The 26,404-nt window shown below is 60.7% G+C and carries 23 protein-coding genes; 8 read left to right on the top strand and 15 right to left on the bottom strand.

Annotated elements, in window-relative coordinates; genetic code table 11:
• Nucleotides 1-2: 2 nt before the first annotated feature.
• The 4 genes from GNP00_RS10105 to GNP00_RS10090 all read right to left on the bottom strand — a co-directional run bounded on the left by GNP00_RS10105 (nt 3) and on the right by GNP00_RS10090 (nt 5,518).
• Complete coding sequence (locus GNP00_RS10105) at nt 3-1,325, bottom strand: O-antigen ligase family protein (protein WP_011582192.1); 1,323 nt, start codon at nt 1,323-1,325, stop codon at nt 3-5.
• Between the two features lie 16 nt (nt 1,326-1,341).
• A complete protein-coding gene (locus GNP00_RS10100; RefSeq protein WP_011582191.1) occupies nt 1,342-2,889 on the bottom strand; it encodes a GumC family protein in 1,548 nt (515 codons plus the stop codon).
• Between the two features lie 134 nt (nt 2,890-3,023).
• On the bottom strand, nt 3,024-4,094 hold the full coding sequence (locus GNP00_RS10095) for a hypothetical protein (RefSeq protein ID WP_011582190.1): 1,071 nt from the start codon (nt 4,092-4,094) through the stop codon (nt 3,024-3,026).
• Nucleotides 4,095-4,204: 110 nt separating this feature from the next.
• Complete coding sequence (locus GNP00_RS10090) at nt 4,205-5,518, bottom strand: lipopolysaccharide biosynthesis protein (protein WP_011582189.1); 1,314 nt, start codon at nt 5,516-5,518, stop codon at nt 4,205-4,207.
• Between the two features lie 312 nt (nt 5,519-5,830).
• Between GNP00_RS10090 and GNP00_RS10085 the strand changes: the two genes are divergently transcribed.
• Together GNP00_RS10085 and GNP00_RS10080 are read left to right on the top strand one after the other, a co-directional pair.
• Nucleotides 5,831-6,535, top strand: a complete 705-nt coding sequence (locus GNP00_RS10085) for a N5-glutamine methyltransferase family protein (RefSeq protein WP_011582188.1) — start codon at nt 5,831-5,833, stop codon at nt 6,533-6,535.
• Nucleotides 6,532-7,647: a hypothetical protein gene (locus tag GNP00_RS10080; protein ID WP_011582187.1), complete on the top strand. Its 1,116-nt coding sequence runs from the start codon at nt 6,532-6,534 to the stop codon at nt 7,645-7,647. The genes GNP00_RS10085 and GNP00_RS10080 overlap by 4 nt, the downstream gene beginning before the upstream one ends.
• A 19-nt stretch (nt 7,648-7,666) precedes the next feature.
• Here GNP00_RS10080 and GNP00_RS10075 read toward each other — a convergent pair whose 3' ends face one another.
• The 4 genes from GNP00_RS10075 to GNP00_RS10060 all read right to left on the bottom strand — a co-directional run bounded on the left by GNP00_RS10075 (nt 7,667) and on the right by GNP00_RS10060 (nt 11,723).
• Complete coding sequence (locus GNP00_RS10075) at nt 7,667-8,464, bottom strand: ABC transporter ATP-binding protein (protein WP_011582186.1); 798 nt, start codon at nt 8,462-8,464, stop codon at nt 7,667-7,669.
• A complete protein-coding gene (locus tag GNP00_RS10070) occupies nt 8,461-9,345 on the bottom strand; it encodes an ABC transporter permease (RefSeq protein ID WP_011582185.1) in 885 nt (294 codons plus the stop codon). Before GNP00_RS10070 ends, GNP00_RS10075 begins: the two co-directional genes overlap by 4 nt.
• A 141-nt stretch (nt 9,346-9,486) precedes the next feature.
• Nucleotides 9,487-10,437 (bottom strand): ABC transporter substrate-binding protein, encoded by a 951-nt coding sequence (locus tag GNP00_RS10065; protein ID WP_011582184.1) that lies wholly within the window; start codon nt 10,435-10,437, stop codon nt 9,487-9,489.
• 152 nt (nt 10,438-10,589) lie between these two features.
• A complete protein-coding gene (locus GNP00_RS10060; protein ID WP_011582183.1) occupies nt 10,590-11,723 on the bottom strand; it encodes an anhydro-N-acetylmuramic acid kinase in 1,134 nt (377 codons plus the stop codon).
• 235 nt (nt 11,724-11,958) lie between these two features.
• Here GNP00_RS10060 and GNP00_RS10055 point away from each other — a divergent pair, with 235 nt between their 5' ends.
• From GNP00_RS10055 to GNP00_RS10040, 4 genes are read left to right on the top strand one after another with little or no spacing between them, the layout of a single operon-like run.
• Nucleotides 11,959-12,852 carry an N-acetylmuramic acid 6-phosphate etherase gene (locus tag GNP00_RS10055; RefSeq protein ID WP_011582182.1) on the top strand — a complete coding sequence of 298 codons (894 nt, stop codon included), beginning with the start codon at nt 11,959-11,961 and terminating at the stop codon, nt 12,850-12,852.
• Nucleotides 12,853-12,871: 19 nt separating this feature from the next.
• Nucleotides 12,872-13,900, top strand: coding sequence for an SIS domain-containing protein (locus GNP00_RS10050; protein WP_041544803.1), 1,029 nt, complete (start codon nt 12,872-12,874; stop codon nt 13,898-13,900).
• The gene (gene nagA / locus GNP00_RS10045; RefSeq protein ID WP_198139731.1) at nt 13,897-15,081 is read left to right on the top strand and encodes an N-acetylglucosamine-6-phosphate deacetylase; all 1,185 of its coding nucleotides are present in this window, start codon (nt 13,897-13,899) and stop codon (nt 15,079-15,081) included. Before GNP00_RS10050 ends, nagA begins: the two co-directional genes overlap by 4 nt.
• Before the next feature lie 52 nt (nt 15,082-15,133).
• Entirely contained in the window at nt 15,134-15,775 is a 642-nt protein-coding gene (locus GNP00_RS10040; RefSeq protein ID WP_011582179.1) for a LysE family translocator, read from the top strand.
• A gap of 48 nt (nt 15,776-15,823) precedes the next feature.
• Here GNP00_RS10040 and GNP00_RS10035 read toward each other — a convergent pair whose 3' ends face one another.
• The 7 genes from GNP00_RS10035 to GNP00_RS10005 all read right to left on the bottom strand — a co-directional run bounded on the left by GNP00_RS10035 (nt 15,824) and on the right by GNP00_RS10005 (nt 23,161).
• Nucleotides 15,824-16,300 carry an SRPBCC family protein gene (locus GNP00_RS10035; RefSeq protein WP_011582178.1) on the bottom strand — a complete coding sequence of 159 codons (477 nt, stop codon included), beginning with the start codon at nt 16,298-16,300 and terminating at the stop codon, nt 15,824-15,826.
• Nucleotides 16,297-16,644, bottom strand: a complete 348-nt coding sequence (locus GNP00_RS10030; RefSeq protein WP_011582177.1) for an ArsR/SmtB family transcription factor — start codon at nt 16,642-16,644, stop codon at nt 16,297-16,299. The genes GNP00_RS10035 and GNP00_RS10030 overlap by 4 nt, the downstream gene beginning before the upstream one ends.
• A gap of 191 nt (nt 16,645-16,835) precedes the next feature.
• Nucleotides 16,836-18,062: a dual-specificity RNA methyltransferase RlmN gene (gene rlmN, locus GNP00_RS10025; protein WP_011582176.1), complete on the bottom strand. Its 1,227-nt coding sequence runs from the start codon at nt 18,060-18,062 to the stop codon at nt 16,836-16,838.
• 144 nt (nt 18,063-18,206) lie between these two features.
• On the bottom strand, nt 18,207-19,295 hold the full coding sequence (locus GNP00_RS10020) for an ABC transporter ATP-binding protein (protein ID WP_011582175.1): 1,089 nt from the start codon (nt 19,293-19,295) through the stop codon (nt 18,207-18,209).
• 78 nt (nt 19,296-19,373) lie between these two features.
• Entirely contained in the window at nt 19,374-20,510 is a 1,137-nt protein-coding gene (locus GNP00_RS10015; protein ID WP_011582174.1) for a carbohydrate ABC transporter permease, read from the bottom strand.
• Nucleotides 20,507-21,469 carry a carbohydrate ABC transporter permease gene (locus GNP00_RS10010; RefSeq protein ID WP_041545560.1) on the bottom strand — a complete coding sequence of 321 codons (963 nt, stop codon included), beginning with the start codon at nt 21,467-21,469 and terminating at the stop codon, nt 20,507-20,509. The genes GNP00_RS10015 and GNP00_RS10010 overlap by 4 nt, the downstream gene beginning before the upstream one ends.
• A gap of 336 nt (nt 21,470-21,805) precedes the next feature.
• Nucleotides 21,806-23,161 (bottom strand): ABC transporter substrate-binding protein, encoded by a 1,356-nt coding sequence (locus tag GNP00_RS10005; RefSeq protein ID WP_011582172.1) that lies wholly within the window; start codon nt 23,159-23,161, stop codon nt 21,806-21,808.
• 281 nt (nt 23,162-23,442) lie between these two features.
• Between GNP00_RS10005 and GNP00_RS10000 the strand changes: the two genes are divergently transcribed.
• Together GNP00_RS10000 and GNP00_RS09995 are read left to right on the top strand one after the other, a co-directional pair.
• The gene (locus GNP00_RS10000; RefSeq protein ID WP_425482938.1) at nt 23,443-24,549 is read left to right on the top strand and encodes a LacI family DNA-binding transcriptional regulator; all 1,107 of its coding nucleotides are present in this window, start codon (nt 23,443-23,445) and stop codon (nt 24,547-24,549) included.
• A gap of 882 nt (nt 24,550-25,431) precedes the next feature.
• Nucleotides 25,432-26,397, top strand: coding sequence for a metal ABC transporter solute-binding protein, Zn/Mn family (locus GNP00_RS09995; RefSeq protein ID WP_166015968.1), 966 nt, complete (start codon nt 25,432-25,434; stop codon nt 26,395-26,397).
• Nucleotides 26,398-26,404: the final 7 nt, after the last annotated feature.

Below are 26,404 nucleotides of genomic sequence, written 5' to 3'. Positions count from 1 at the left end.
TTCTATGTTCCCCCTGGTGCCCGAGAATGGATAATCCGGGTAGAGGCCGAAGCCTGGAGCCGGAATCCGTAAAGTGCCAGCATGAAGGTGAACCAGAGCATATTGCCACCTTCAAAGAACAGGCTTTCGAGGCCGGCATTGAAAAGAGTGTACAGCCAAACGCGGGTATAAAGCCGCATCAGCGGAGAGTGCTGCTCTTCCGGCCTTACGCGAGAAATATCGCGAAGGGGAAGAATAAGCACCCAGATCAGCGTCAGCGCCAGTCCCGGTATTCCCGTCGTCAACGTGATATCGAGAAAGGAATTGTGCCCGTTGGCGGCCGCAACCGCCCATGTCTCGATCGACCCGCCGCTATATACCAGTTCTTCCGTCTGCCAGAACCCCTTGAAGCCGTAGCCTGCGATAGGGCTCTCCGCAATCGCCTCGAATGCAAAGCGCCAGATATCGGCGCGGTTCGTAAACGTCGCGTCAATGCCGAGATTCGTGAGAAATTCGCCAACTGGCCTGATCACGGCCGAACCAACAGCCAGCAAATTGAAGAGAGCAACGCCCCCTATCGCGATGGGCGCGCGCAGGAAACGGAAGCGTTCGAACACCCATGCCACGATCAGGATGGCCGGAAGCATGGCGCTGGATGTCTTCCCTCCCGTGTGCAAAAGGAAGAATACCGCCAATATGACGATGATCGCGCCGAGCAAACGGGACCAGGCGGCCATGACGAAAAGGCCGAAGAAGGTGGCGATCACCATGGCTGCCGCGGCGCTGTTCTTATGCGGGAAATGCCCACGCCAAAGCCCGGCATTCATCGGCTCCCGCAGTTCGGCGGCCTGGTGAATGGACACGAGCGGTTTAAAAACGACGCCGTAATAGGAAAGCACCAGTGCCGCCAGCGTTCCAAAAGCGAGCATCTTAGCGAAATGCCGCTCCGAAACAGGAAGAAGGAGATAGATGCTGGCGTTCATCGTCACGATGATCGCCAGAACAACGCCCTTTATTCCCAGCATCGGCTCGTTAGACAGGACCGAGACGAACAGGAACCACGTGAAAAGCGGAATGAGAAGGAGGCGCGGCTGGAAGATTTCGTTCCGAAGTGCATGAAGCAGCCCGAAAAGCAGGATCAGGCCGGATAATCCAAGGGAGACGATCTGATTGAGCCGGTTCGAGTTTCCCGCGGACGGGTCGAGCACGGCCGCGCCGGTCAGATCGACAAACGGGTTCAGGGATATCCAGAAGAACAGGAACAGCGCCATGAACAGCACCGTTCGCGTGGCGGTGTGAAGCGCTCCTTCCGGCAGATCGACGGCTGTCAGCTGCGCCGTCTGCATCGAACAGGCTCCTGCCTCATGTGGCGTACCGGTGCGGCTGGCGCAGATGTCTTAGAAGCCCGAGCGCCAGCGCCAAGCCTAGGCCGATGAAGAGTCCAGCCAGGGCGCCCGCAGCGAGGAGGATCATGGTGCGCGGCGGCCAGCTTCGCGAGGTCGGTGGCACGGCGCGCGAGATCACGCGGATATTGCTGGTGTCGATCTGCTGTCTTTCGGTGATCTGCTGGCTGCGCGAAAGGAATGTCTCGTAAAGCGCGGCCTTCGCGCGTGCATCACGTTCCAGTTCACGAAGCGTCACCAGAGCGCTGTTGTCCTGGAAAACGGTGTTTTCTTCTTCCTGCGCTTTCTGGCGCAGTTCAGTCAGGACCATGTTCGCCTGGTCGGCTTCCGATTTGGCAGCATTGAGGATGCGTTGGGCTTCCGCGGCAATGGCACGTTCCACAGAGGCTATTTCGGTTCTGATCGCTTGCAGGCGCGGATGCCGGTCCAGATAGGTGAGTGAAAGAGCCTGCAACTGCTGCTGAAGATCGTTGTACTGGGCCCGCAGCGTCGTCAGGGTTTCCGATTGGAAGCCGGGCAGGGTGGCGGAGCTTCGTTCGTCCAGAGCCCGCTGGAGTTCGCGATAACGTGTGTCGAGCTGGATCTGGCGCTGTTGGGCTGCCAAAACCTGGGTGTCCAGCTCGCCGGAACGGCGTGCGCTCACCAGGTCGTCACCGCTCGATTGGAGATCGTTCTCGCGCTTGAATTCTTCCGCGCGCGCCTCCGCTTCCGTGACACTGGCCCGCAACTCGTCCAGGCGCTGGCTGATGCTGGAGGCAACGCGGCCAGCGCTCCGTGAGGCGGATTCGAACAGCTCCGTCTCGAAAGCATCCACGATGGCATTGGAGATTTCGACCGACTTGAGGGCGTCATCCGTCCAGACGCTGAGCACCACGACATAGGAACGCTCTTCGCGGCGCGCTTCAACACGTTCGGAAAGGGCTCGCAAAACGCTAAGCTTCAGATCTTCTTCCTCGGGAGGACCGGAGATGAGCTCTTTGATCGGATCAAACCAGCCCGGTTTCACAAATTCGGGGTCTTCCGTCAGGTTCAGCTCGTCGATGACGCGCTCCAGCACGTTGCGCGAGGTAAGGACCCTCAGCTTGCTTTCCACCTCAAGCAGCTGGGTGTCGCGCTGCGGCGTGTTGGCGAAAACATCGTCATCGACCACCTGCAGGTTGGACGGGTCGACCACGATATCGGTGTAGACGGTGTATCGCGGCGTGGCAGTGATAGCATAGCCAAGGGCGAGGCCCACTCCGAGCAGCACCATCAGGGCAATGAGGTATTTCCCTCGGTCGAGCCATGAGAGCACATCGTCCGGCGTGAGGCGGCGAAAGCGTTCCAGATAGTCGGAAATGCGCGCTTCGTTGGCAGGAAGCCGCGGGGTGACTGGCGGCTCAGCTGGCTCTATGGCAGGCGCGGCGCTGGGGAGCATGTTGAGAAGCGAGCCGCGGGCGGCCGGCTTCGCGGCCGGAGCACCACCGGGCTTCTTCGATCCGCGAGGGGGTTTTGCTACTTCATACATGCCATACCTGCGCAAAACCTTGCTTGATCTGGAGCTGCAACTTTGAGTGAAGTCCCTAAGGCACTTTATCCCGGTATTGTTTATTACATCTTAAGTCATTCTTGAGGCAAACCGCGCCGCTTCATGCTTTGTCCTTAAAGGCCGGCAACCAGATTGCTCCACCGTTCCGATGCCAGCCCGCCGATATAGATGTCATCGTGAAGGGCGGCTTCCACAATTTCAGGGTGGCGGCTTGCGAAGCAAAAATAGCCGGAATGCTTGAAGGTGAGCTGCCGCTGGCGCATCATCGCCCGCATGAAGAAGGGTTGGGCCATGCCCCTTGCCTCGCAATACCCTTCCGCGTCGAGGAAGGCGAGCATTTGATCGATGACGTCCCGCTCGCTTCCTTCCTGACAGATTACATTGAGGATTCGGGCGATGCGGTTCGGCTGGCCGAAATAGAGCATCAGCCCGATGATCTCCCCCTCCTTGTTCACAATCCGGCGGCAATTCAAGGTGCCGCAGGCGGCATTCTTTCCCGCAAGCCCAATCAGCCAGGAGAATTCCTCAGCCGACCAGACGGGCCGGACTGAAAAGCGCCTCAGCAGATTTTCTGCCTGCCGCCGAAATTCCTCGAAGCTCGCCGGCTCTATGCGGTAGCCCGTTTCGGCGGCGGGCTTGAAGGAGTGGACGAGCCGCCGCGCAAGCCAGTCCAATGGCCGCGCGAGCGGCCTCAGCGGAAGGCGTTTTGCCGCCGGAACGGCAGCGAAGAGCCGTTCGAGCGCGCTCGCGAAGGGGCGGAATGCGCGCCGCCATTCCAAGCTTTGAATTGGCAGGGTGTGGCCGCCTCCGGCTTCCCAATGATCGGCGCTCACAGGCGAAGCATTGTCGGAAAATGTGAAGTCCTGCCGCTTAGCGCGCAATACGCGCGCCAGGTGCGCAGCCCCCATCGCGCCGGATTTTCCATTCGCCATGAAGGCGCAAAGAAGCCGTGCGACAAGCTTCCTCTCGCCGACCCAAAACTGCATGGGGATCGACAGGACAGCGCTGTCGATGTCGCCTTCCGCATTCTCATGAAGGATGCTGCCGTATTCCGGCGCATAAAGCGGGCTGGAGAAGAATGCAGCGTCCAGATAACCATGGAGTTCCGGACTGCCCTCCCTCTTCTCCTTCCTGAAGATGCAGTTGAAAAGCCTGCCGACTGCGGGGATATCGCTTCGCTCCATTGGGCGGACGCGCCCTTTCCGCCCGGCCGCGACGGCAACCGGCTTCGGGCAATCCAGCGGGGGTGAGGCGGTACTCGCGGCATGGTCGCTTTTGGGAATCTCCATCGCGTTCACGACCGTGCCCCCTTCAGAACGTGCGTTCCGGCGGAACCGATCCTGCTCTTTCGGACGGCATGCAGCAGCACCAGCCAGGACGCGACGATCATCGCGAATTCGATGACGTAGAACGAAATAATCGTGCCTTCCGGGGGGGCATACCAGGTGGCCCATGCGGTGATCGCGCAGCCGAAGAGGCTGCCGAGTGACATTACCGTTCCGCGGTAGGCGTGGTTTCCGGCCGCGCCGAGCGCCTCGACGGCGACCGACCAGATCGCCAGCAAGATCACGACCCAGATGAGCTGGCGCACAAAGGAAACGAGGGAGACGTAGTCGTGGCCAAACAGGTAGGGCAGGAGCGGTGCGATGATGAACACGGTGACCGCCGCCGCAACCGATATCACAGTCGCGGCGAGTAGCACTTTCATCACGCGTTCCATGATTTGGTGCAGCCCTTCGGCGCTGGCTTTCGCGGAGCCTGGATAGATCAGGCGGTTGAGCGCTTCGACGGAGAGATAGCTGCTTTCCATCATGCGGCGCGCGACGCTGTAGCTCGAGACGATCTCGGGCGTGGAGACGAAGCTCAGGACCATGAGATCCACATTCTGCCGTGCGGCGCGAAGGATGAACGGGACACAGAAATAGATGCCGTTCTTAATCTCTGCCTGGACAATCCGGAATTCAGGACTGCCAAGACGAAGGAGTACCCGGAAACAGAGGAGGGCAACCAGGACATGGCAGACGAATTGCCAAATCGCCCACTCCGCCGTGGTCGACACGCCGAAGGCAAAGCAGGCCAGCACGGCGGCGATGGTCCTTGCGAGAGCGAAGCCCACGACAATCTTGTTCGCGGTGCCAAACTCGCTCCGCCCTATGAAAGTCTGCTCCGCCAGGACGATCAGGCGAACGAGGACGATATTGGTGGCCAGCATAGCGCCAATCAGGAGCGCGTTCAGGGCCGGGTCGTCCGATAGCTTGAACAGAAATGGAAGGCCGACAACACCAGCCGCAACCAGGACGACGCCCGTGATCGCCGTCAGGATGAGGTTGTGGCCCAACATCACGGGGTAGGCGGACGGGTCGCGGGCTACCCGGCGGACGAGACTTTCCATGGCGCCTAGACCGCACAGATGCAGCGCAACGCTGCATATCGCGGTGATGGCTACGAAGAGGCTGAACTCGTGAACGCCCAGCGATCTGGCAAGAACAGCAAAGGTGATGAGCTGCGCGGCAGCGCTGATGACGAGGCTTCCACCCGATGCCGCATAAGCAACGAGCTTTTCAAAGGCGGATTTGAAATCGCCTGTGATCTGCCTGAAACCGAACATCCCACCCCGCGCGCAGGTACCAGCCTGTTCCGCTCCCATTCTCTTGGCCTGAGAACGGCAAAACTGGAGCCTTTGCCTCTCATATACTCTATTTCATGGTTTTGATACCCGGCTCTAATGGCGGCAGAGTTAATACGGCCTCCGTTGCTGCTACAGCGCGTGCGCTTTTCGGACGGACGAGAGGCTGTAGGTTATCGACTCTACAATTGTGCTCTCTGAAACCGCTTCCGGGCCGACACGCTAGGAGTTTCAAGCTCCATTTACCTCTGTGATCTATATCCACTTTCACCATTCCGGGGAGGCGAGCGCCGCATGGCAAAACCAACCAGAACCGATGCGGATATCCAGGCCGGCGCGCCGCACCCGAAAACCGCCCGTTTCATGGGCATCGAGCTGGAACTGGCGCCGGATGTATTGGTGCCGAGGGAGGAAACGGAGCTTCTGGGCCGGAGCGCCGTCGATTTGTTGAAGGGCATGGCCGGTTCGCCGATCGTGATCGACATGTGCTGCGGCTCCGGCAATCTTGCCCTCGGCATTGCGGCTGCTGTTCCTGCTGCACGCCTATGGGCTTCCGACCTCACCGAAAGCACCGTTTCCCTGGCGCGGCGCAATGCAGAACGGCTCGGCCTCCTCGATCGCGTAAAGGTCGTGCAGGGCGACCTCTTTTCCGGCTTGGCAGACGAGGGGCTGGAAGGGCGGGTGGACTTCGTCGTGAGCAATCCACCCTATATCTCGACCTCGAGGCTGGAGACCGACCGCGCCCACCTGCTTGAGAACGAGCCGAGGGAAGCGTTCGACGGCGGCCCCTACGGTCTCTCGATCCATCAGCGTCTGGTGCGTGAGGCACCTACGTTCCTCAAGCGCGGAGGATGGCTCGCCTTCGAATTCGGCGAAGGGCAGGAGCGCCAGGTCGCGATCCTCTTGAAGCGCGCCGGGATGTATGAGGAACCGCGCTTTGCTTCCGACCAGGCGGGTAAGCCGCGCGTTGCGATTGCGCGCAGGAAGCAGGAGCCATGACGGCTATCCGCCCTCTGGAGAAGGCGGATATCCCGGCTGTAGCCGGTCTTTTCCAGCGCATTTTCCGTAACGCCGGGCGGCCCCCTCCGGCGTCGCTTACGGCCTACCTGGAGCGGCTTTATCTCGACTTGCCAGGCCGAGACCCGGAGATCAATCCTCTCGTGCATCTCAGGGATGATGGCAGCATCTCGGGTTTCGTCGGCGTAACACCCTTGCCCATGGTTCTCGATGATAAGCCGCTGCGCGCCGCCATCTGTGGCTCGCTGATGGTGGAGGACCGGGAAAGCGATCCGATGGCCGGGGCACGGCTCCTCAAGGCATATCTTGCTGGACCGCAGGATATTTCCTTCAGTGAGACGGCGAGCGAGGTTTCGGCCAATATGTGGATGAGGCTGCGGGGGATACAGCTTCCTTCCTACAGTCTCGACTGGATCCGCGTAATCCAGCCGCTCTCCTTCGCGAGGGAGCTGATCTCCGGCAAGATCGGCGCCGCGCGGCTCCTCTCCGGCCTGGCCGCCGGGTTGGACAACCGGTTGAGCAAGCGCATGGCACCGGATGCGCTACGCTGGTCGGGGATACCGCGAAGCTGGAGGCGCGCTGGCGCATTGAGCGTGTCGGAAATCGGCCGCGATGAATTTGCCGCCCTGGTTCCGGCATTTACCGCTCAATTTTCTCTCCGGCCGGACTGGGCGCCGGGCCAGTTGGATGCGATCCTGCGCGATGCCGAGCGCAAGGAGGAATATGGGCCTGCCGCCTTCTGCAGGGTGGACGCGAAAACCGGCAAGGCGATCGGCGCCTTTTTCTATCATGCGGCGCCGGGCCGGATCGGCCGCGTATTGCAAGTGCTCGCTTTGCCGGGCCAGGCAGGTGCGGTGGTCGACGCGATGTTCGCTCATGCGGCGGACATGGGGCTGGCGGGCTTACGAGGGCGTACACAGCCAGCCCTTCTTGAAGCCATGCTCGGCCGCCGTGTCGCCTTTACGCATCTTGCCTCAACCGTCGTTTACACGCGGGACCCGCAGGTCCTCACCGCCCTTCAGGACGGAAAGGCCTTTCTGAACGGCATTGCGGGCGAGCATTGGAGCCGGCTGATCGGCAGCCGGTTCGACTGAATTTCAAGCCGAAGCTCGATCATCCAATGCGGAGCGAATCGTCGTCGAGCTCCGCGCCTCCACGCACCCTGCGGAACATCTCGACAAGACCGTCAACAGTCATATTCTTGCGGCGCTCGCCAACGATATCCAGAACGATCCGGCCCTCATGCAGCATGATCGTGCGCGTGCCGAGATCGAGTGCCTGACGCATGGAATGCGTGACCATCAGCGTCGTCAGGTGATGGGCTGTCACCAGGCGCTGCGTGATTTCGGCCACGAACTCGGCCATTCCGGGGTCCAAGGCCGCCGTATGCTCGTCGAGCAGCAACACCTCTGCCTTCGCCAAGGTGGCCATTACGAGCGAGACCGCCTGCCGCTGTCCGCCTGACAGAAGCCCCATGCGGTCTGCCATGCGGTTTTCCAGATTGAGGCCCAGCTCAGCCACCCTCTCGCGCAGCTCATTGCGCCGCTCAGCCGTCAACGCGGAACGAAGGCCGCGCTTGCCGCCACGCATCGCCGCAAGTGCGAGATTTCCCTCGATCGAAAGATCCGCGCAGGAGCCGGCTAGCGGGTCCTGGAACACGCGGGCAACCCGGCGCGCCCGCTTTGCAGGCGCCTCCCTGGTGACATCGCGGCCGCCGATCTCGATACGGCCGGCCCTGGGCACCACATCACCGGCAATAGCTGCAAGGAGCGTCGATTTGCCGGCGCCGTTGGAGCCGATAACAGTCGCGAACTCGCCCTCGTTCAGAGTGAGATCGATACCGGAGAGCGCGCGCCGCTCCAGCGGCGTGCCGGGATTGAAGGTGACGTGCAGATCCTTGACCGATATCATCGCACAGCCCCTTTTCCGGCCCGAAGCTTGGGCAGGATCAGCGCCAGCGCAACGAGCACCGCAGTTACGAGATTGAGGTCTGACGGATTGAGATAAAGGAGGTCCGCCGACAGGGCGAGTTGCACCGCCACACGATAAATGACCGAGCCGAGGACGCAGGAAAAAAGGGCGATCAGCATCGAACGGCTGCGGAGCAGGGTTTCACCAACGATCACCGAAGCAAGGCCAACCACAATAGTGCCAACGCCCGAAGTCACATCCGCGAAGCCGGAAACCTGCGCGAAGAGCGCGCCTCCCAGGCCCGTTAGCGCGTTCGACAATGCCATCCCCACATAGATCTGCCCGCCCACATCCACGCCGTTGGCGCGTGCCATGCGCGCATTGGCGCCAGCCGCCCGCATAGCCAGCCCAAAATCGCTGCCGAGGAAACGCGCGAGCAGAAGCAATGTTATCAGGATCAGGATGGCAAGCAGGAGCGGACGGACAAGATGGTCCGCCAGACCAAGGTCATAGAAGGATGTGACGACGGTGTCCTGATTGAGCACCGCCATGTTCGGCCGCCCCATAATGCGAAGATTCACCGAGAAAAGCGCGATCATGGTGAGGATGGAGGCCAGCAGATTGAGAATGCCAAAACGGACGTTGAGGAATGCGGTCACCAGCCCGCAGGCGGCACCGCCAAGCGCCGCGACCAGGCAGGCAAGCCATGGGTTCCACCCAGCGGTGATGGCGACTGCTGCAACTGCCGCCCCAAGGGGAAAGGACCCGTCCACCGTGAGATCGGGAAAATCAAGGATGCGAAAGGCGAGAAAAACGCCGAGGGCGACAAAGCCATAGACGAGGCCAAGTTCGACGGCCCCCCAGAACGCGATGGCAGACATCAAGATAAACGACCCTAAAAACAATCAGCACGTGCACTTTCCGGTGGCGCGAAGCACCCGTGAGCGCAAGTAAAAAATGAAAGAAAAGCCTAAAATACGCAGAAAGCGGCCCTGCATTGAGGAGGCAGGGCCGCCTAATCGCTATTCGATGACCTTGGAGGCGCGGTCGATCACAGCCTGGGGAAGCTCGACGCCCATGCCCTCAGCCGCCTTGCGGTTGACCACGAGGTCGGTGCCCGAGGCGAAGGTGACGGGGATGGCGCCTGGTTCTTCGCCCTTCAGAATGCGAACCACCACCTCGGCGGTCTCCTTGCCGACTTCATAATAGTTGAAGCCAACGGAGGCGAGGGTGCCGCGTTCAACCGAATCCGTATCGCCGGAAATCAGCGGAATATCGTTTTCCTCGGCAACACCGATAAGGGACTCCAGGGCTGAGACGATCGTGTTGTCCGTAGGCACGTAGAACGCCTGGACTTTGCCGACCGCGCTGCGGGCTGCGCCCTGCACATCAGCCGACTTGTTGGCGGGCGCTTCCACGACGGAAAGTCCTTCTGCCTCGGCGGCTTCCTTGAAGAGGTTGAGAAGCACGACGGAGTTTGCTTCGCCGGGATTGTAGACGAAGGCGATGGCCTTCACGTCCGGGACCAGCTCCTTGATGAGCGCGACGTGATCCGCGATCGGCGAGAGGTCCGAGACGCCGGTCACATTGGCGCCCGGCTCTTCGTTCGTTTTCACCAAGCCGGCGGCAACCGGATCGGTAACCGCGGAAAAGACGACCGGAATATCGCGCGTAGAAGCCGCAACAGCCTGGGCCGACGGCGTGGAAATCGGAACGATCACATCCGGATTGTTGCCAACGAATTCACGGGCGATCTGGGCAGCGGTCGCGGCATTGCCTTGCGCCGATTCATAGGTGAATTCAAGGTTCTCACCCTCATATCCAGCTTCCTTCAGCCCGTCGCGCACCCCGTCCCGCACAGCGTCTAGAGCGGGATGCTCGACGATTGCCGTGACCGAGACTTTCACGGTCTGAGCATGGGCTGCCGTAGAGAGGGCAAGGCCCGCCGCAGCTAGCAGAAGAATTGTTCGCATTTTTCGCTCCCTGAAACGTTGTCGCCTGTTTCGTTATTCTGCCGGGCACCCCTCGCGGCCGATTGTCACCGGGAAATCCGCAGCCCTGAAGGGTCCTCTTTAAGGGATGAAGAGACGGTTCGTCCAGATGGTGCGGGGCTTTGCAATAAACTTCAGGCTGCATTCCTGGCTGAGGCGGGCGCGAGCCTGCCGCCGCTCATCGGCTTCGATACGCCTGTGGTTTGCGGAAAGCTGATCGGCAACCCGCGTATGCTTCGCACCGCGAGAAAAGCGAAGCATTCGGCTTCGATGGCATCCCCTCGCATTCCAAACTGGTCCACATCCATGGCCTGGACATTCGCACGGCGGCGAAGCTGCGCCATCAGCGCCGGGTTCTTGCGCCCGCCTCCGCACACCAGAAGCCGGTTGGGGCGTTCAGGCAGAAGGTCGAGCGCCCGCCCGACCGCGGCCGCGCTGAAGGCCGTCAGCGTCGCCGCGCCGTTCTCAAGACTTAAACCCTCCGCCATGTCCGCGGTGAAGGAGTTGCGGTCGAGCGACTTTGGATAAGGTGCATTAAGATACGGGTGGTCGAGCAGGCGCGAGAGCCGAGCTTCATCCACGGTTCCGGAAAGTGCGATGCGCCCGTCCGTGTCGAAATTACCCCGGCCATGGCGTTTGACCCAGTCATTGATCGGAGCGTTGGCCGGACCGGTGTCGAACGCGACCATTTGATCGCCGTCGAACCAACTTATATTGCCGACGCCACCCAGATTGAGCATTGCGGTCTCGCAGCCGCCGCCGATCCTGTCGAGAAGCGCTCGATGATAGATCGGCACCAGGGGCGCGCCTTGTCCGCCTGCCTCAACATCTGCGGTGCGGAAGTCATAGACCACATCCGCGCCGACGATCTTGGCCATCAGCGGCCCATCGCCGAGCTGGCGCGTGTGGCCGCGCCGGCCATCTTTTGGGGCGATGTGAAGCACCGTCTGCCCGTGAAAGCCAATCGCCTTGATATCGCCAGGCGAAAGCCCGTTCTCGCGCAGAAAGTCGCAAACGGCCAAAGCCTGTGCCTGGGTGAGGGCCGCTTCTGCTTCACGGAAAATGGCGGGCTCTTGACCCTGAAAACGCCATTTGGCGGCCTCTTCGAGCGCGCGGCCAAGCAGGATCGGCAATTCGGGCGGGTAAGGCGCCAGCTTATATGGCCCGAACGCATCCACCTTTTCTCCGTCGGTGCGGATCATGGCGATGTCGATATTCCCATCAAGCACGGTTCCGGTCATCAAGCCGATCGCCCAGGCAGGCTCCATAATATAATCTTTCTCTCGTCAGCGCGGTCCATGCAGCATGCACACGACGGAAGGAGACCTCAAGCCGCTTCATGACGGTGTTGGGACGACCGTGCATGGTTGCACATGGCCAGGTCACACATACTTGATCAAAAAGGGCGCTGAAACGCAGTCCAAACGGCCCAGGCTGGCGTTTATTTGACCAGGATCTTCCGATGATACATTGGTATCGCATTGTTCCTATTGGAGCGGAAAAATGGTGAGCCTGCACACGGAAAGCACGGGTGACAGATACCGAGATCTTGAGCTTGCGCCGGACGGCGAGCTGCTGCGCATGATGCTGGATGGGCAGAAAAATGCCTTCTCCGCCGTATCCGACGCTCTTCCCGCGTTGGAGAGCGCACTTGCAGCGATGGTGAAGCGGCTTCGTGGATCCGCGGGGCGATTGTTCTATGTGGGCGCTGGCACCTCGGGCAGGCTGGCGGTGCTTGATGCGCTGGAACTTGGGCCTACATTCAGTTGGCCGGATGAGCGCCTGGTGTTGTTGCTTGCGGGCGGTCTTGGCCTTGCGGGTGTGGCCGAGGCGGCCGAAGACGACATACACGCGGCGGTGCGCGCCATAGAGAATGCCGGCTGCGGGCATGACGATGTTATTCTCGCGCTCGCGGCGAGCGGGACGACACCGTACACATTGGCGGCCGTTGAAGCGGCGCGCAAATGCGGCGCGCTTACCATAGGGCTTGCCAATAATCCCGGCGCGCCGCTGCTTGGGAGAGCGGAGATTGGCATTCTGCTCGACACCGGCCCGGAGGCGGTTGCGGGCTCCACGCGCCTTGCCGCGGGAACGAGCCAGAAGATAGCCCTCAACCTGCTTTCCACGGCTCTTATGGCGCGGCTCGGTAAAGTCTTCCGCGGCCAGATGGTGGATATGAAGGCAGCAAACGACAAGCTCCATCGCAGGGCCGCGACCATACTTGTCGAGATTTCGGGATGCAGCAGAGAAGAGGCTGTCGCGGCACTGGAGAAAACGGGCTATCGCTTAAAGCCGGCGGTGCTGGTCCTGAAGGGCATGGAGCCGAGCGCGGCGGAGGCGGCTTTGGAGCGGCATGGCGGTGATCTTCATGCGGTGCTTGGAATAAAGACGGTCTGATGTAAACGGAGACCAAACGGTGAGTGAGCGATCGCGGATGTTCCGGGAAACGGGCGAAGCACCGGAAGCCGTTCACAGGCTTCTTCAACGTGAAGGCAGGACATTCCGCGAGATCGGCCGGCTCGTTGCGGAGCGGCGCCCGGCGGTGGTCACAGTCGCGGCCCGCGGTTCGTCCGACCATGCCGTCAGCTTCTTCAAATATCTCTTCGAGATCTCCTGCGGCATCCCGGTAGCGTCCATCGGGCCGTCCGTCGCCTCGGTTTATCATGCTTCCCTGCGCGTGCCGGGCGGGCTGCACATTACCGTTTCGCAGTCTGGGGCCAGTCCTGACATCATCGCCGTGCAGGATGAAGCCAAGCGCGGCGGTGCCCTGACCGTGGCCGTGGTCAATGTGGCCGAGAGTCCGCTTGCACGTGCCGCCGATATCGTGCTTCCCATCCATGCCGGCGAGGAAAAGAGCGTGGCGGCCACGAAAAGCTTTATCGCCTCGGCGGCAGCGCTCGCAGCGGTGACCCAGGCCGCATCGGGCAGCGAGGCGCTTGCGGCGGGGCTTGCAAGGCTGCCGGAGGCGCTCAAGGCCGCCTGCCAGGCAGATTACGAACGGGCCATGCCGCTGCTGCTAAAAGCACAATCGCTGTTCACCGGCGGGCGCGGGCCGGGCTTTGCCATCGCCCTTGAAGCGGCGCTTAAGGCCAAGGAGACGGCAAAGCTTCACGCCGAGGCATTTTCCCTCGCCGAACTTATGCACGGCCCGATGCAACTCGTGGAGGAAGGGTTCCCCATTCTCGCCTTTGCGCCGGAGGATGAGGCGCTTTCTTCGAGCATGGCAGTCATGGAAACGCTGCGCGGCATGGGCGCCTGCATCGTCGCCTTCTCCTCGCGGCCGACCGGGCAAGATACGATTGCCGTGCCGTCAACAGGTTATGGCCAATTAGACCCGCTGGCGGCACTTGCCGCCTATTACCGGCTGGTGGAGCGGCTTGCGCGCGAGCGCGGATTCAACCCCGATACGCCAGACAAGCTTAAGAAGGTGACGGAGACGATCTGATGGACATAACCATCCTCGCCGGGGCGCGCCTGTTTGATGGTGAGCGCTTCATCGACCGGCACGCTCTCGTCGTGGTGGCTGGTCGCGTTAGGGATATCGTGCCTGAAGCGGAACTCGCCGGCAGACAGGACGTGACGCGGCTCGACGGCGGAATTCTGGCGCCAGGCTTCATCGACGTGCAGGTGAATGGCGGCGGCGGGCGTCTTCTCAACAATGATCCGACGCCTGAAACCTTCTTCGTTATAGCGCGGGCGCATCGGCAATACGGCACGACGGCACTGCTGCCCACTCTTGTCACCGATACGCGTGAGGTAACGCGCAGGGCTGTCGAGGCCGCAACCGAAGCCGCCAAGGCAGACGAGGGCGTGCTCGGTATCCATCTAGAGGGTCCACATCTGGCGCCAGCCCGGCGCGGCGCGCATCTGGCCGATCTCATGCGGCCGATGGACGATGAAGATCTCGATCTCTTGTGCCGCGCGGCGGGCGCCATGCCGGTGCTTCACGTTACCCTTGCCGCAGAGCAGGTGACGCCGTGGCAGGTGGAGCGGCTTGCCAAGGCCGGCATTATCGTGAGCCTCGGCCATACGGATTGCACGAGCGAGGATGCGCTGCGCCTGTTCAATGCGGGCGCGCGGGGAATTACGCATCTATATAACGCGATGAGCGCGCTGTCGCACCGCGCGCCGGGGCTGGTGGGTGCTGCCCTTGATGCCGGTGACGTCTGGGGCGGCATCATTGCCGATGGGCATCATGTCGACCCGGCGGCACTTCGTCTTGCACTGCGTGCCAAACGCGGGCCGGCCAAGCTTTTCCACGTAACCGACGCGATGGCGCTCGTCGGAAGCGAGGCCGAGAGTTTCGAGTTGAACGGCCGTACGGTGCGGCGTGAGCCGGGCGAGGTCTGCTCGAAGCTGGTGCTCGAAGACGGAACATTGGCGGGATCCGACCTTGATATGGCGACGGGCGTGCGTTTTGGCGTGCAGATGCTGGAGCTCTCGGTGGAAGAGTCGCTCAGGATGGCCTGCGCCTATCCCGCCACCTATCTCGGGATCGGCAGTGAGCGCGGATATTTGAAGCTGGGCCGCCGGGCTGATTGCATCCACCTTTCGGAGGATCTGCGCGTGCAGCAGGTATGGATGGCGGGCAAGGCGCGCTTCGGCAGAATGGCGGCATGGGCCTAGGCCAGAGTGAAGAGTGGCGCTAAATTGCGCCGCTCACCAGTAAGAGGCATTCATGAATTTCATTCCGGATACCGCAATAATCCTGCAATTTGCGATAGCGGTTATTGTGCTGGCGATCACGCCTGGTCCCGATATGACGCTTTTTGTCGGCCGTGCGCTCTCGCAGGGCAGGGCGGCGGGCTTCGCCTGCATGTTCGGTGCCATGACAGGGATCGTGATCCACACCATACTGGTTGCGCTTGGCTTATCCGCACTGCTCGTGGCTTCGCCCACGGCATTCTGGATCTTGAAGATCTTCGGCGCGGGTTACCTGGTCTGGCTTGCCTGGCAGGCGATCCGCCATGGCTCGGCCTTCAATCCGGACGCAAAGGCAAGCAATAAGGCCTCGCTGTTCAAGAACTGGGCCACCGGGCTCGGCATCAACCTGCTCAATCCGAAGATAATCCTCTTCTTCATGACCTTCCTGCCGCAATTCGTCACGCCCAGCGATCCGCACGCGCCCGGCAAACTGTTCTTCCTCGGCGTGCTTTTCATTCCGTTATCGCTACCGATTACCGCACCGATGGTGATTGCGGCGGACAAATTCGCCGGGCTGCTGCGCAAAAGTCCCACGATCACCCGCGTGGTGGATTACCTTTTCGCCGGTGTGTTCTCGGCTTTCGCGCTGAAAATCCTCACGGCGCAGACGAGGTAAACCCTTCCCGGTGGATCAGCCGGCGAACGGCCGGATCCGCCAGCCCGGTCAGTGGACCTCCGTGAGGTCCTTCGCAATTGCCTCAATCAGCCTGTCGAAACCTTGTTCGGTGCCAGCGATTCGCTGGCGCGCATTGGCCTCTCCGAGGAATGCTATCTGCTCGGTAAAGGTCATGCGCGTGCGCCCACCCCCCGCCGGAGCAAACTCGACCGTCGCCAATGAAGCAGACAGAGCCTGTCCCCTGAAGCCCATATGATAGGCATAGATGATGCGGCGCTCCGGCACGATCTCGAAAAAATGGGCAGCGAAGGTCTGCTCATGGCCTTCGGCAGTTCTCCAGCGTTTGGTTTCCGAGCCGCCGGGCCGGAAATCGAAAATGTCTTCAAGGACCGTCCAATCCGGGTGGCAACTGTTCCAGAGCGCCTTGAGCTTGGCGTCGGACCAGAAGCGGAAGGCGTGCGCGGCGTTTCCGGGAAGCTCGCGCTCGATCACGAAGGTGGAGTGCTCGATGGAGGGCAGGTTCATGACTCTAATTCCTCTTCGGGATTGTCGTTCATGGCTTCCATAAGCTGGTCGAACGCGGCGTTCAGGGCGGCTTCCCTTTGACGAACCCAGTCCCTGACCGGTCGTAGAGCATCGGGCCGCATGCGGTAGGTCCGCGTGCGACCCTCCTTGTGGGAGACTATAATGCCGCCTTCCTCCAGAAGCTTGAGGTGCTTGACGGCCGAGGGAAGCCGCATGCCCGCTGGCTTCGCAAGCTGCGTGACGGTTGCAGGCCCCTTGCTAAGCTGCTCGACCATGCCGCGCCGGCCGGCATCGGCCAAGGCAACGAAAAGCCGGTCCAGTTGCTGTGTTTCTGTCATAGGCATGGAGGATGGAGAGAGAGCGTCAACATCATTGCTACCAGATAGTTTCCATTGAAGGAAACTATCTGGTTTTGCCAGAAGGGACAAGAGAAAGTTTCCTTGTGCGGAAACTTTCTCTTGTCCGGCGTTTCAGCAACGTGCGATGCTGCGCTTGAGGAGAGTGGAAATCTATCCGAGCGGACCGGCGGCGGCCGTCAATCTCCGTGCCCGGCAATCATCATGGCTTCGAGCTTCAGCCGCTCCGTTTTCTTCATGCGCTCAGAGGCGGATTTGAGCTGACCGCAGGCGGCGAGGATATCGCGGCCGCGCGGGGTGCGGATGGGCGAAGCGTAGCCCGCTCGGTTCACGAGCTCGGCGAATTTCTCGATCTGCTCCCAGTCCGAGCACTCATAGGCGCTGCCCGGCCAGGGGTTGAACGGGATCAGGTTGATCTTGGCCGGAATGCCCTTCAAGAGGCGAACCAGTTCGCGGGCGTCGTCAAGGGAGTCATTGACGCCCTTCAGCATCACATATTCGAAGGTGATGCGGCGGGCATTCGACAGGCCCGGATAGGCGCGGCAGGCGTCGAGCAGGTCCTTCAGCGGGTATTTCTTGTTGATCGGAACCAGTTCGTTGCGCAGTTCGTCGCGCACGGCGTGCAGTGAAATCGCCAGCATGATGCCGATCTCTTCGCCCGTGCGGTATATCTCCGGCACCACGCCCGAAGTGGAGAGCGTGATGCGGCGCTTCGACAGCGACAGTCCGTCGCCGTCCGAGGCAACGAGAAGAGCCTGCTTCACGTTCTCGAAATTATAGAGCGGCTCGCCCATACCCATCATGACGATGTTGGTGATCTTGCGCCCCTCGGCCGGCACGATCGCGCCGTCCGGCGTATCCGCATCCGGAAAATCGCCCAGGCGGTCGCGGGCAATCAGAAGCTGGTCGAGAATTTCGCCGGCTGTCAGGTTGCGAACCATCTTCTGCGTGCCGGTGTGGCAGAAGGAGCAGGTGAGCGTGCAGCCGACCTGCGAGGAGATGCAGAGCGTGCCGCGGTCTTCCTCTGGAATATAGACGGTCTCGACCTCGACGGGACGGCCGGCGCCGCGCGGCGGAAAGCGCAGAAGCCATTTGCGCGTGCCGTCCTGGGAGATTTGCTCTTCGACGATCTCCGGCCGCGCGATGGTGAAATGCTCGTCGAGTTTCGCGCGCAACTCCTTTGAGATGTTGAACATCCTGGAGAAATCGGAGACGCCGCGCACATAGAGCCAATGCCAGAGCTGGCGCACGCGCATATTCACTTGCCGCTCCGGCACGCCGATGGAGGCAAGCGCTTGCGCCATCTCCTCGCGTGACAAGCCGATCAGCGGCTTCTTTTCCACCGTAGGATCGGGGCGCAGAAGCGCGCGGCTTTCAGGGGTCGAAGTGTCAATTGTCAGGGTCATCGTGCAATCAAATGCGTTTCAGGCGGCGTTCTGGCCGCCCGTGTAACTTTTCGGGCGCTCATAGCATGGGTAAGCTGCGCCGTCACCCCGGCGCGCTTGCGTTCCAGGATAGATACGCATCGAGTGCCGGAGTTCAATGCATGGTCAAAGATAAAGCAGCGACCGGCCCTTCTCGTTGAAAAGGTGCATCTTAGACGGCTCCGCGGCGAGGGAGACGATCTCGCCGCGCTTGAACTTCTGCACGCCAGGGAGCTTCACGATGATCGGTTGCGGCGCATTTTCGACATCGAGATAGACATTCGTGACCTCGCCCAGCGATTCCACGATGTTCACGCGGCCGTCGATCAGCCCGCTGCCATTGGAGGCGATGGTGAGATCCTCCGGCCGGACGCCGAGATGGATTTCCTGGCCCGTCATGTCGGCGGACGAGGGAATGGGGAGATCGGCCTTGTGCTTGCCGAGCGAGATGGTGGTCTGCTCGCCCGCCCTCTCGATCTTGGCGCGCTGCATATTCATGGCCGGTGAGCCGATGAACTGGGCGACAAAAAGGTTCGCCGGCCTTTCGTAAAGCTCGATCGGTGCACCGACCTGCTCGATGTTGCCGGCTGAGAGCACGACGATGCGGTCCGCCAGCGTCATCGCCTCCACCTGATCGTGCGTCACATAGATCATGGTGGATTCGGGCATGGATTCCTTGAGTTTGGCGATTTCGATGCGGGTCGCCACGCGAAGCGCCGCATCAAGGTTCGACAGGGGCTCGTCGAAGAGGAATACCTTGGGGTCTCGCACGATGGCGCGGCCGATCGCCACGCGCTGGCGCTGGCCGCCTGAAAGAGCCTTGGGCAGGCGGTCGAGATAGGGGGTGAGGTGGAGAATTTCCGCCGCCTCCCTCACGCGTTTTTCAATCTCGGCCTTCGGCTTTTTCGCAATGCGCATGCCGAACGCCATGTTGTCGAACACGCTCATATGCGGATAGAGCGCATAGGACTGAAACACCATGGCGATCCCGCGCTGGGAAGGGGGAATGTCGTTCACCCGCTCTTCGCCGATATACATGTCGCCGCCGGTGATCGTCTCAAGTCCGGCTATCATGCGCAGGAGCGTGGACTTGCCGCAGCCGGATGGCCCGACGAAGACAACGAACTCGCCCGTTTTGATCTCAAGGTCGATGCCGTGGATGACCTCCGTCGCTCCATAACTTTTCTTGATGTTCTTCAACAAGACGCCGGTCATCAGTCCGCTCCCCGGTTATGAATCATGGCTCACCCCCCAAACATCCGAATGGCGGATGTGAATAGTCCCCATCGGCCGTCAGCCTCCCTTAACCGAACCTGCCAGCAGGCCCCGGACAAGGTAGCGCTGCAGGGCGAAGAAGACGATGATGGGCACCACGATGGCGACAAAGGCCGAGGCGGTGAGGATTTCCCAATCGCCGCCGCGCGAACCGAGCAGCTCGCGCAACCGCCCGGTCATGACGAGTTGCTCCTCGTTGTTGCCCAGGAACACGGTCGCGACCAGAAGGTCGTTCCAAACCCACAGGAACTGGAAGATCGCAAAAGATGCGAGCGCGGGGAACGAGAGCGGCAGGATGATTTTGCGGAAGATCTCGAAATCCGAGGCGCCATCGACCCTTGCGCTTTCGATGATCTCGCGCGGCAGGCCGGCGATGTAGTTGCGCAGGAGGTAGACGGCAAGCGGCAGGCCGAAGCCCGTATGCGCCAGCCAGATGCCGATGAATGACTTGCCGACTCCGATATCGTTGTAAAGCCGCAGGAGCGGAATCAGCGCCATCTGCAGCGGCACCACGATGAGCCCGACGATGGTGGCCAGAAGCAGCGCCCGGCCAGGAAACTGCATCCAGGAAAGCGCATAGGCCGCATAGGCCGCGATCAGGATCGGGATCACCGTGGCGGGTATGGTCACCGTCAGCGTGTTGACGAAGCTCTGGCCGATGCCTTCGGAGAACAGCACGCGTTCATAATTAGCGGTGGTGAATTTCGGCGGCTCGAGGGATGTGACGAAGAGGCGCTGTCCGCGCGTGCCTTCAGGCTGCTCTGGATAGGAGATAATGTAGTCGCCGTTTTCTTCCACGGTTACCGTGCCACCATCGCGCATCTCCGCGATAACGCCGGGCTCGAATTCCCGCGGCCGCTGGATGGAGATGCCGAAGGCGCTTATGCTGCCAGTGCCTTCTTCGAAGACATTGCCGCGCAGCACCCATTGCCCGTTCTCCTCCACCGCCTCGTCCGGCGGGGCGGAGCGGGCCACGATATTGCGTTCGGCGGACGTGAGCGCCGTCCACCAGCCGCTGACGACGAGCTGGTCCCGGTCACGGAAGGAGGAGATCAGAATGCCGAGCGTAGGGATCGTCCAGATCACGACGAGCAACAGGACAGCGAGGTGAACCGCCCATGTGAGAGCGGGACGGGTGCCGACTGCGGTACTCATCGCGTTCCCTTTCTCGCCTCACGGACGTTCCAGAACATGATCGGCACGACCATGAGCATGATGACCAGCGCAATGGTCGAGGCACGGCCGAAATCGAGCCCGCGGAACATCCAGTCGAACATGTAGTTGGCGAGCACCTGCGTACCCCACTGGCCATTCGTCATGGCAATGACGATGTCGAAGACCTTGAGGACCAGAATGGTGATCGTGGTCCAGACCACGGCGATGGTGCTCCAAATCTGCGGGACCTTGATCTTGTAGAAGATCTGGAAAGGCGAGGCGCCGTCAATGATGGCCGCTTCGATCGTCTCCTCCGGGATACCCCGAAGTGCGGCCGAGAGGATGACCATGGCGAAGCCCGTCTGGATCCAGATCAGCACCACCATGAGGAAGAAGTTGTTCCAGAGCGGAATGGTGAGCCAAGCCTGCGGCTCACCGCCAAGCGAGGTTACGATCGCGTTCAACAGGCCGATCTGCCCGGAACCGGCTGGGCGATAGTCGTAAATGAACTTCCAGATCACGCTCGCTCCGACGAAGGAAATCGCCATCGGCATGAAGATCAGGCTTTTGGCGATGTTGCCCCAGCCAATGCGGTCGGTGAGGGTGGCCGCGATCAGACCGAAAAACGTAGCGGCGGCAGGCACCACGACGAGCCACAGGATGTTGTTGCGCACGCTTTCGCGGAAGGCGGCGTCATGGACAAGCCAATTATAGTTGTAGCCGCCCACCCAGTTTTCGCCGCTGGGGCCGTAGAAGCTCAGCACCACGGAGTTGATCACCGGATAGACGAGGTAGACGCCGAGGATGATGATTGCCGGCCCCAGGAACAGCCAGGGGCGGATGGCATTGGCCTTAGTGAGGTTTGCCGCCACATCGGCGCCCTTGGCTGGATAGAACGTATCCAGGAGCTTGTTCGAACTCCAGAAATAGCCGAAGCAGGCGGCCACGCCGAGCACCATCACGACAACTGCCCAGAGCAGCTTGGAGTCCGGCAGGAATAGCGCGATAAGCGCGTAGGCCGCGAGCGCGATCGCCACGCTCACGGCAAGGCCGGCCGCCATGACGGCGAGCGTGACGATGATCGTCAACAGAAGGGAGATCAGCTTCGAATCGGCGGTGGCCGGTGCTCTCGTTGCTTGCGTCAGTGCCACTTTCCTCGCCTCCAGATCGGGCCGGATGCAATTTGGCCGGGTCTTCTGGTGTTCTTACATCTGCTGGCAGGCCCCTTTTTGGCGCCTGAGGTGGCGCGGGTACGGAGTGCCCGGCAATGGCGCTCCGCCCCGCCGCTCACCGCATCACTTGATTGCTTCCCACGCCTGCTGAATTTCGTCTGCCGCCTGCTGGGCGGACTTGCCGCCGACGAAATCCACCATGCCGGTCCAGAATGCGCCCGCGCCGATGCGGCCCGGCATCAGGTCGGAGCCGTCGAAACGGAACGTCGTGGCGCTGGTCAGAATTTCGCCCTGCTTCTTCAGCGGTTCGTTAGCGTAGGCCTCCGGGCTGGCGCTCTTCAAGGGTGTCAGGAAACCCGACTGCGCCATCCAGATCTCGTGCGCGATCGGTGTCTTCAGGAATTCAATGAAAGCGCGCGCGGCTTCCGAATCCGCGGTGACTGAAACGACGTTGCCCGAACCCAGCACCGGCCTGCCGAAATCCTTCTCCGCATAGGCCGGCATGTAGAAGAAGTCGGCGTCGGCGCCTACTTCCGTTCCCTCAGGAAAGAAGCTCGGAATGAAAGAAGCCTGGTGGTGCATGTAGCAGCGCGGGGGGGAGGAGAAAAGGCCTGCCGGGCTGTCGCGGAAATCCGTGGAGACGACCCCTTCGGTACCGCCGGCCACGAAATCGTTGTTCTTGGCGAACCAGCCGAACTCTTCGATTGCACCCACGACACGTTCGTCATTGAAGGGGATCTCGTTTGCGGTCCATTGATCATAGACCTCCGGCGGCTGGGTGCGCAGCATCATGTCCTCGACCCAATCGGTCGCTGGCCAGCCCGTCGCGGCACCCGCGCCGAGCCCGATGCACCAGGGCGTGCCGCCATCCGCCACAATCTGCTCGGTTAGCGCCTTCAAATCTTCCAACGTCTCGGGCACTTCGTAACCGGCGTCCTCGAAGTTCTCGGGCACATACCAAACGAGTGATTTTACATCCGCCTTGTATGGGAAGGCATAGAAGGCTTCGGTTCCGTCCTGGCCCTCAAAGGTGCCGAGATCGGCCCAGGAATCGCCGGCGGCATAGTTTTCCCTAACCCAGTTGGCCGTATCCTCCCCGAGCGGGGTGAGATGGCCCTGAGCGGCGAGATTCGAGGCAATGCCCGGTTGCGGGAAGATCGTGATGTTCGGGGGACTGCCGGCTTGGATATCGATGATGATCTGCTGTTCGAAGGAATCGGAACCGGAATAGGCCACGTCTACGCCCGTGGCATCCTCGAAATAGGCGACGACGGATTCGAACAGCTCCCTTTCCGGGCTCAGCCAATCGCCGAATATTGTCAGTCTCTGGCCCGAAAGATCATGCTGTGCCTTGAAGTCCTCAAAGCTCTGCCAGTTGAAGCGGCTGTCCTCGCCGGGCGCGAATTTCAGCTGCTGCGCCAGGGCGATATTGCATGAAAGCGCCAGCGCGGCCGTGCCGGCAATGATCCATTTGTTCATCATGTCCTCCACATGGGCCCTGTCCGGCAAGACCCGGCAGTTCTTCTCGTGCAGGCAAATCGGCGCCCGCCTATTGATCCCCCCAAGCTCAAAGCGCTTTGAGAATTTTCTAACATCCCGCCTCCGCCGAGCCGAGTCAAGCGGGCGAAAACGCGGACCATTTTTGCGGCAGTGCGAAAACGGCGGGGTGATTTCGCGGCTCCAGTGAGCAGGTGCAGCGTGGCGCAGGCTTGATTTACCCGTCCTTTCCTACGAATAATGTCCAAAGCGCTTTGAACGAGGTGGCGTTGGCACGCGAGACGATTACCCTGCGCAGGCTCGCGGAGGTGCTGGGCCTGTCCCAGACCACCGTGTCGCGCGCGCTCAACGGATTTCCGGAGGTGAACGAGGCAACGCGGGCACGCGTCATCGAGGCCGCGCAACGGCTTAATTACCGCCCAAGCGCCAGCGCGGCCAGTCTCGCAACCGGTAAAGCGCGCACGATCGGTCATGTGGTGACGCTCGGCGATCACATGATGATCAATCCGCATTTCACCGATTTCGTGGCAGGGGCTGGAGAGGTCTATGCCCGCTTCGGCTACGAGATGCTGCTTCGCATCACAGGTAGCGAGGGCGAGCAGGACGTTTACCGCGACCTTATCAGCCGCCGTCGCGTCGACGGGGTCGTGGTGCACGGGCCAAAGACAAGGGATCCACGTATCCCTTTCCTCAGGAAACTTGGCATCCCGTTCGTCGTGCACGGCCGTTGCGAAGAGGATCCCGCAAGTTACAGTTGGATCGATGTCAACAACAGGCGCGCATTCATGCGGGCCTGCAACTTCCTTATCGATCTCGGCCATCGCCGCATCGGGCTTATAAACGGTATCGAGACGATGAACTTTGCGGATCGTCGCCGGCAGGGCTATGAGGCGGCGCTCGCGGCGCGGGGCATCGATCTGGATACGTCGATAATGTTCAGCGCGGACATGATCGAACCCCATGGATATCGCGCGGCCGCCCAGATGCTTTCCAGTCGCAAACCTCCAACGGCGGTTTTGGTCTCCAGCATTCTTCCCGCCATAGGCGTGATGCGCGCTTTGGCGGAACGGGAGTTGCGGCCCGCCACAGACCTCTCGATCATCGTATTCGACGATTGCCTTTCCTTCCTGCAGCCAGGGAATGAAGCCGTTTCTGGCGCTATCCCTTTTTTCACGGCAATGCGCTCCTCCATGCGCCTCGCCGGCCGCCGCGTTGCCGAGCTCTTGATCGAGCAAATAGAGGGGCAGCACAGTGCTCCCAAGCACGAATTGTGGGAGGCCGAACTTGTCATCGGCCATACGACGGGGCCATGCGCTCCGGCTGAATCTCAGGTTCCCGTTCGAGTCAAGCCTTTCCGGAGATATTCTTGAAATTCGAACGGCGGTTTCGGACGGGGGCTGCCAAAAGCAAGACAAATACGACATTCCGCGCTTTAATAAGCTTATAAAACTTTAATATTGCAACTCTGTCCCATAGTGGGGCATAAAGAAAGGGTTACCGCCCCGGGCTTGGCAGCCGTAACCCCTCTCTGGGCGAGATAGCACTAATAATTACGTACTGAAGCTGATCCCAGACTTTTAGTATCACTTGGTGTAAGCGGGGGTACCTCAATGAGGTATCCCGGCTCGCCTATGGTTTGATATCAGACGCTTCCATAACCCCGCCGCCTGGAGAAAATGTCCTTAGCCGGCCGGTCTCCACGTTGATGTGCTATATGGGTCACGTCATTAAAAATCGATTCGATACATTATTTACGTAAACGCATGGCTTGCAACTCACATGGATCAATTTTGTCCGCTTGTCGACAGGATGCTCCTGGAGCGTTGTTATATTCGTTTGTGACGGCTTTTTTTTGCGTTCCTCGCTTCATATCATCCAAAATCCTATAATCAACCGTTTATATCGATCTTCGATACCTAATCAAATGCGGTGGCATTGCGATAAACTTGGCGGCCCGCATGTGTCCTGCCCGGCTTGGAGCTAACGCACCCTTCCTGGAGCGAACGCAAGCTGGCTGGGCCTGCTTCATGCGTGTTGCCGAAATTACTTCCTTCATTGATCGGCCGGAAGAGGTGTCATGCGTCTCGCCCGGGCGGGCGATTGCAATTCGTCCTCTCACGGACCCGGCTTTATCTCAGTTGCAAATGGTTTGCAATTGCATTATGTCATTGGAACCATTTCTCTGGTGACGACATTTCTCCAACCGCGTGTTGCAAATAGATTGCAGAAGCAAAAAGACCTCAGGAGTTCATATGGCTGATTGGGTGCGGCGTTTGTTGCTTGTTGCGGCCGGGCTCCTTGCGGTCGGGCCTGTCTTGGCCAGCGCGGCGCAGGAGAAGCTTCAGGTGGTTGCGACAACGGGCATGATCGCCGATGCGGCGCGCCAGGTGGGCGGCGATCTGGTCGAGGTTAGGGAATTGATGGGGCCGGGCGTCGATCCCCATGCATATCGCCAAACACGCACCGACATCGTTGCCATGTCTGCGGCCGATCTAGTGCTTTGGCACGGGCTCTATCTGGAGGCCCAGATGGAGGATTTCATGAAGGCGCTCGGCAGTCGCCGTCAGGTCGTAGCGGTGGCCGACGGTCTTCCTCGTGATCTGCTGTTGTCCCACGATCAATACGAAAATCGCTATGATCCTCATGTGTGGATGGATCCCGATATCTGGTCGCGGGTTGTGCTATCGGTACGCGATTCCCTGATTGAAGCACGGCCGGAAGGCGAGGCTGAATTCCGTTCAAATGCCGAGAAGCATCTTAAGGAGATCGCCGCTCTTTCCGATTACTCGAAACGGGTGCTTGCCACCGTGCCGGCGGAAAGCCGAATCCTGGTGACTGCGCATGACGCCTTCAAATATTTTGGTCGCGCCTATGGTTATGAGGTCCTCGGCATCCAGGGAATCTCTACCCAAAGCGAAGCGGGCCTCAGCCGGATCGCCGAACTGGTCGATATGTTGGTAACGCGCAAAATCCGGGCGGTGTTCGTGGAATCCTCCGTCTCGGATCGCAATGTGCGCGCGCTCATAGAGGGGGCGGCCTCCAAAGGCTGGAAGGTGGAGATTGGCGGCCAGCTGTTTTCCGACGCCATGGGCCGAAGCTGCACCTATGAAGGTACATATATCGGCATGATCGACCACAACGTGACCACGATCACGACAGCGCTCGGCGGGCAAGCCCAAGGCCTTGGATTGCAGGACGAGAGCCCGATCTGCAGCTGAATGGAGA

The sequence above is a fragment of the Chelativorans multitrophicus genome, from assembly GCF_011317445.1.
GTDB lineage: Bacteria > Pseudomonadota > Alphaproteobacteria > Rhizobiales > Rhizobiaceae > Chelativorans > Chelativorans multitrophicus.
Note: the sequence above shows the minus strand (reverse complement) of the source record. Positions and strands in the feature narration are given on the sequence as shown.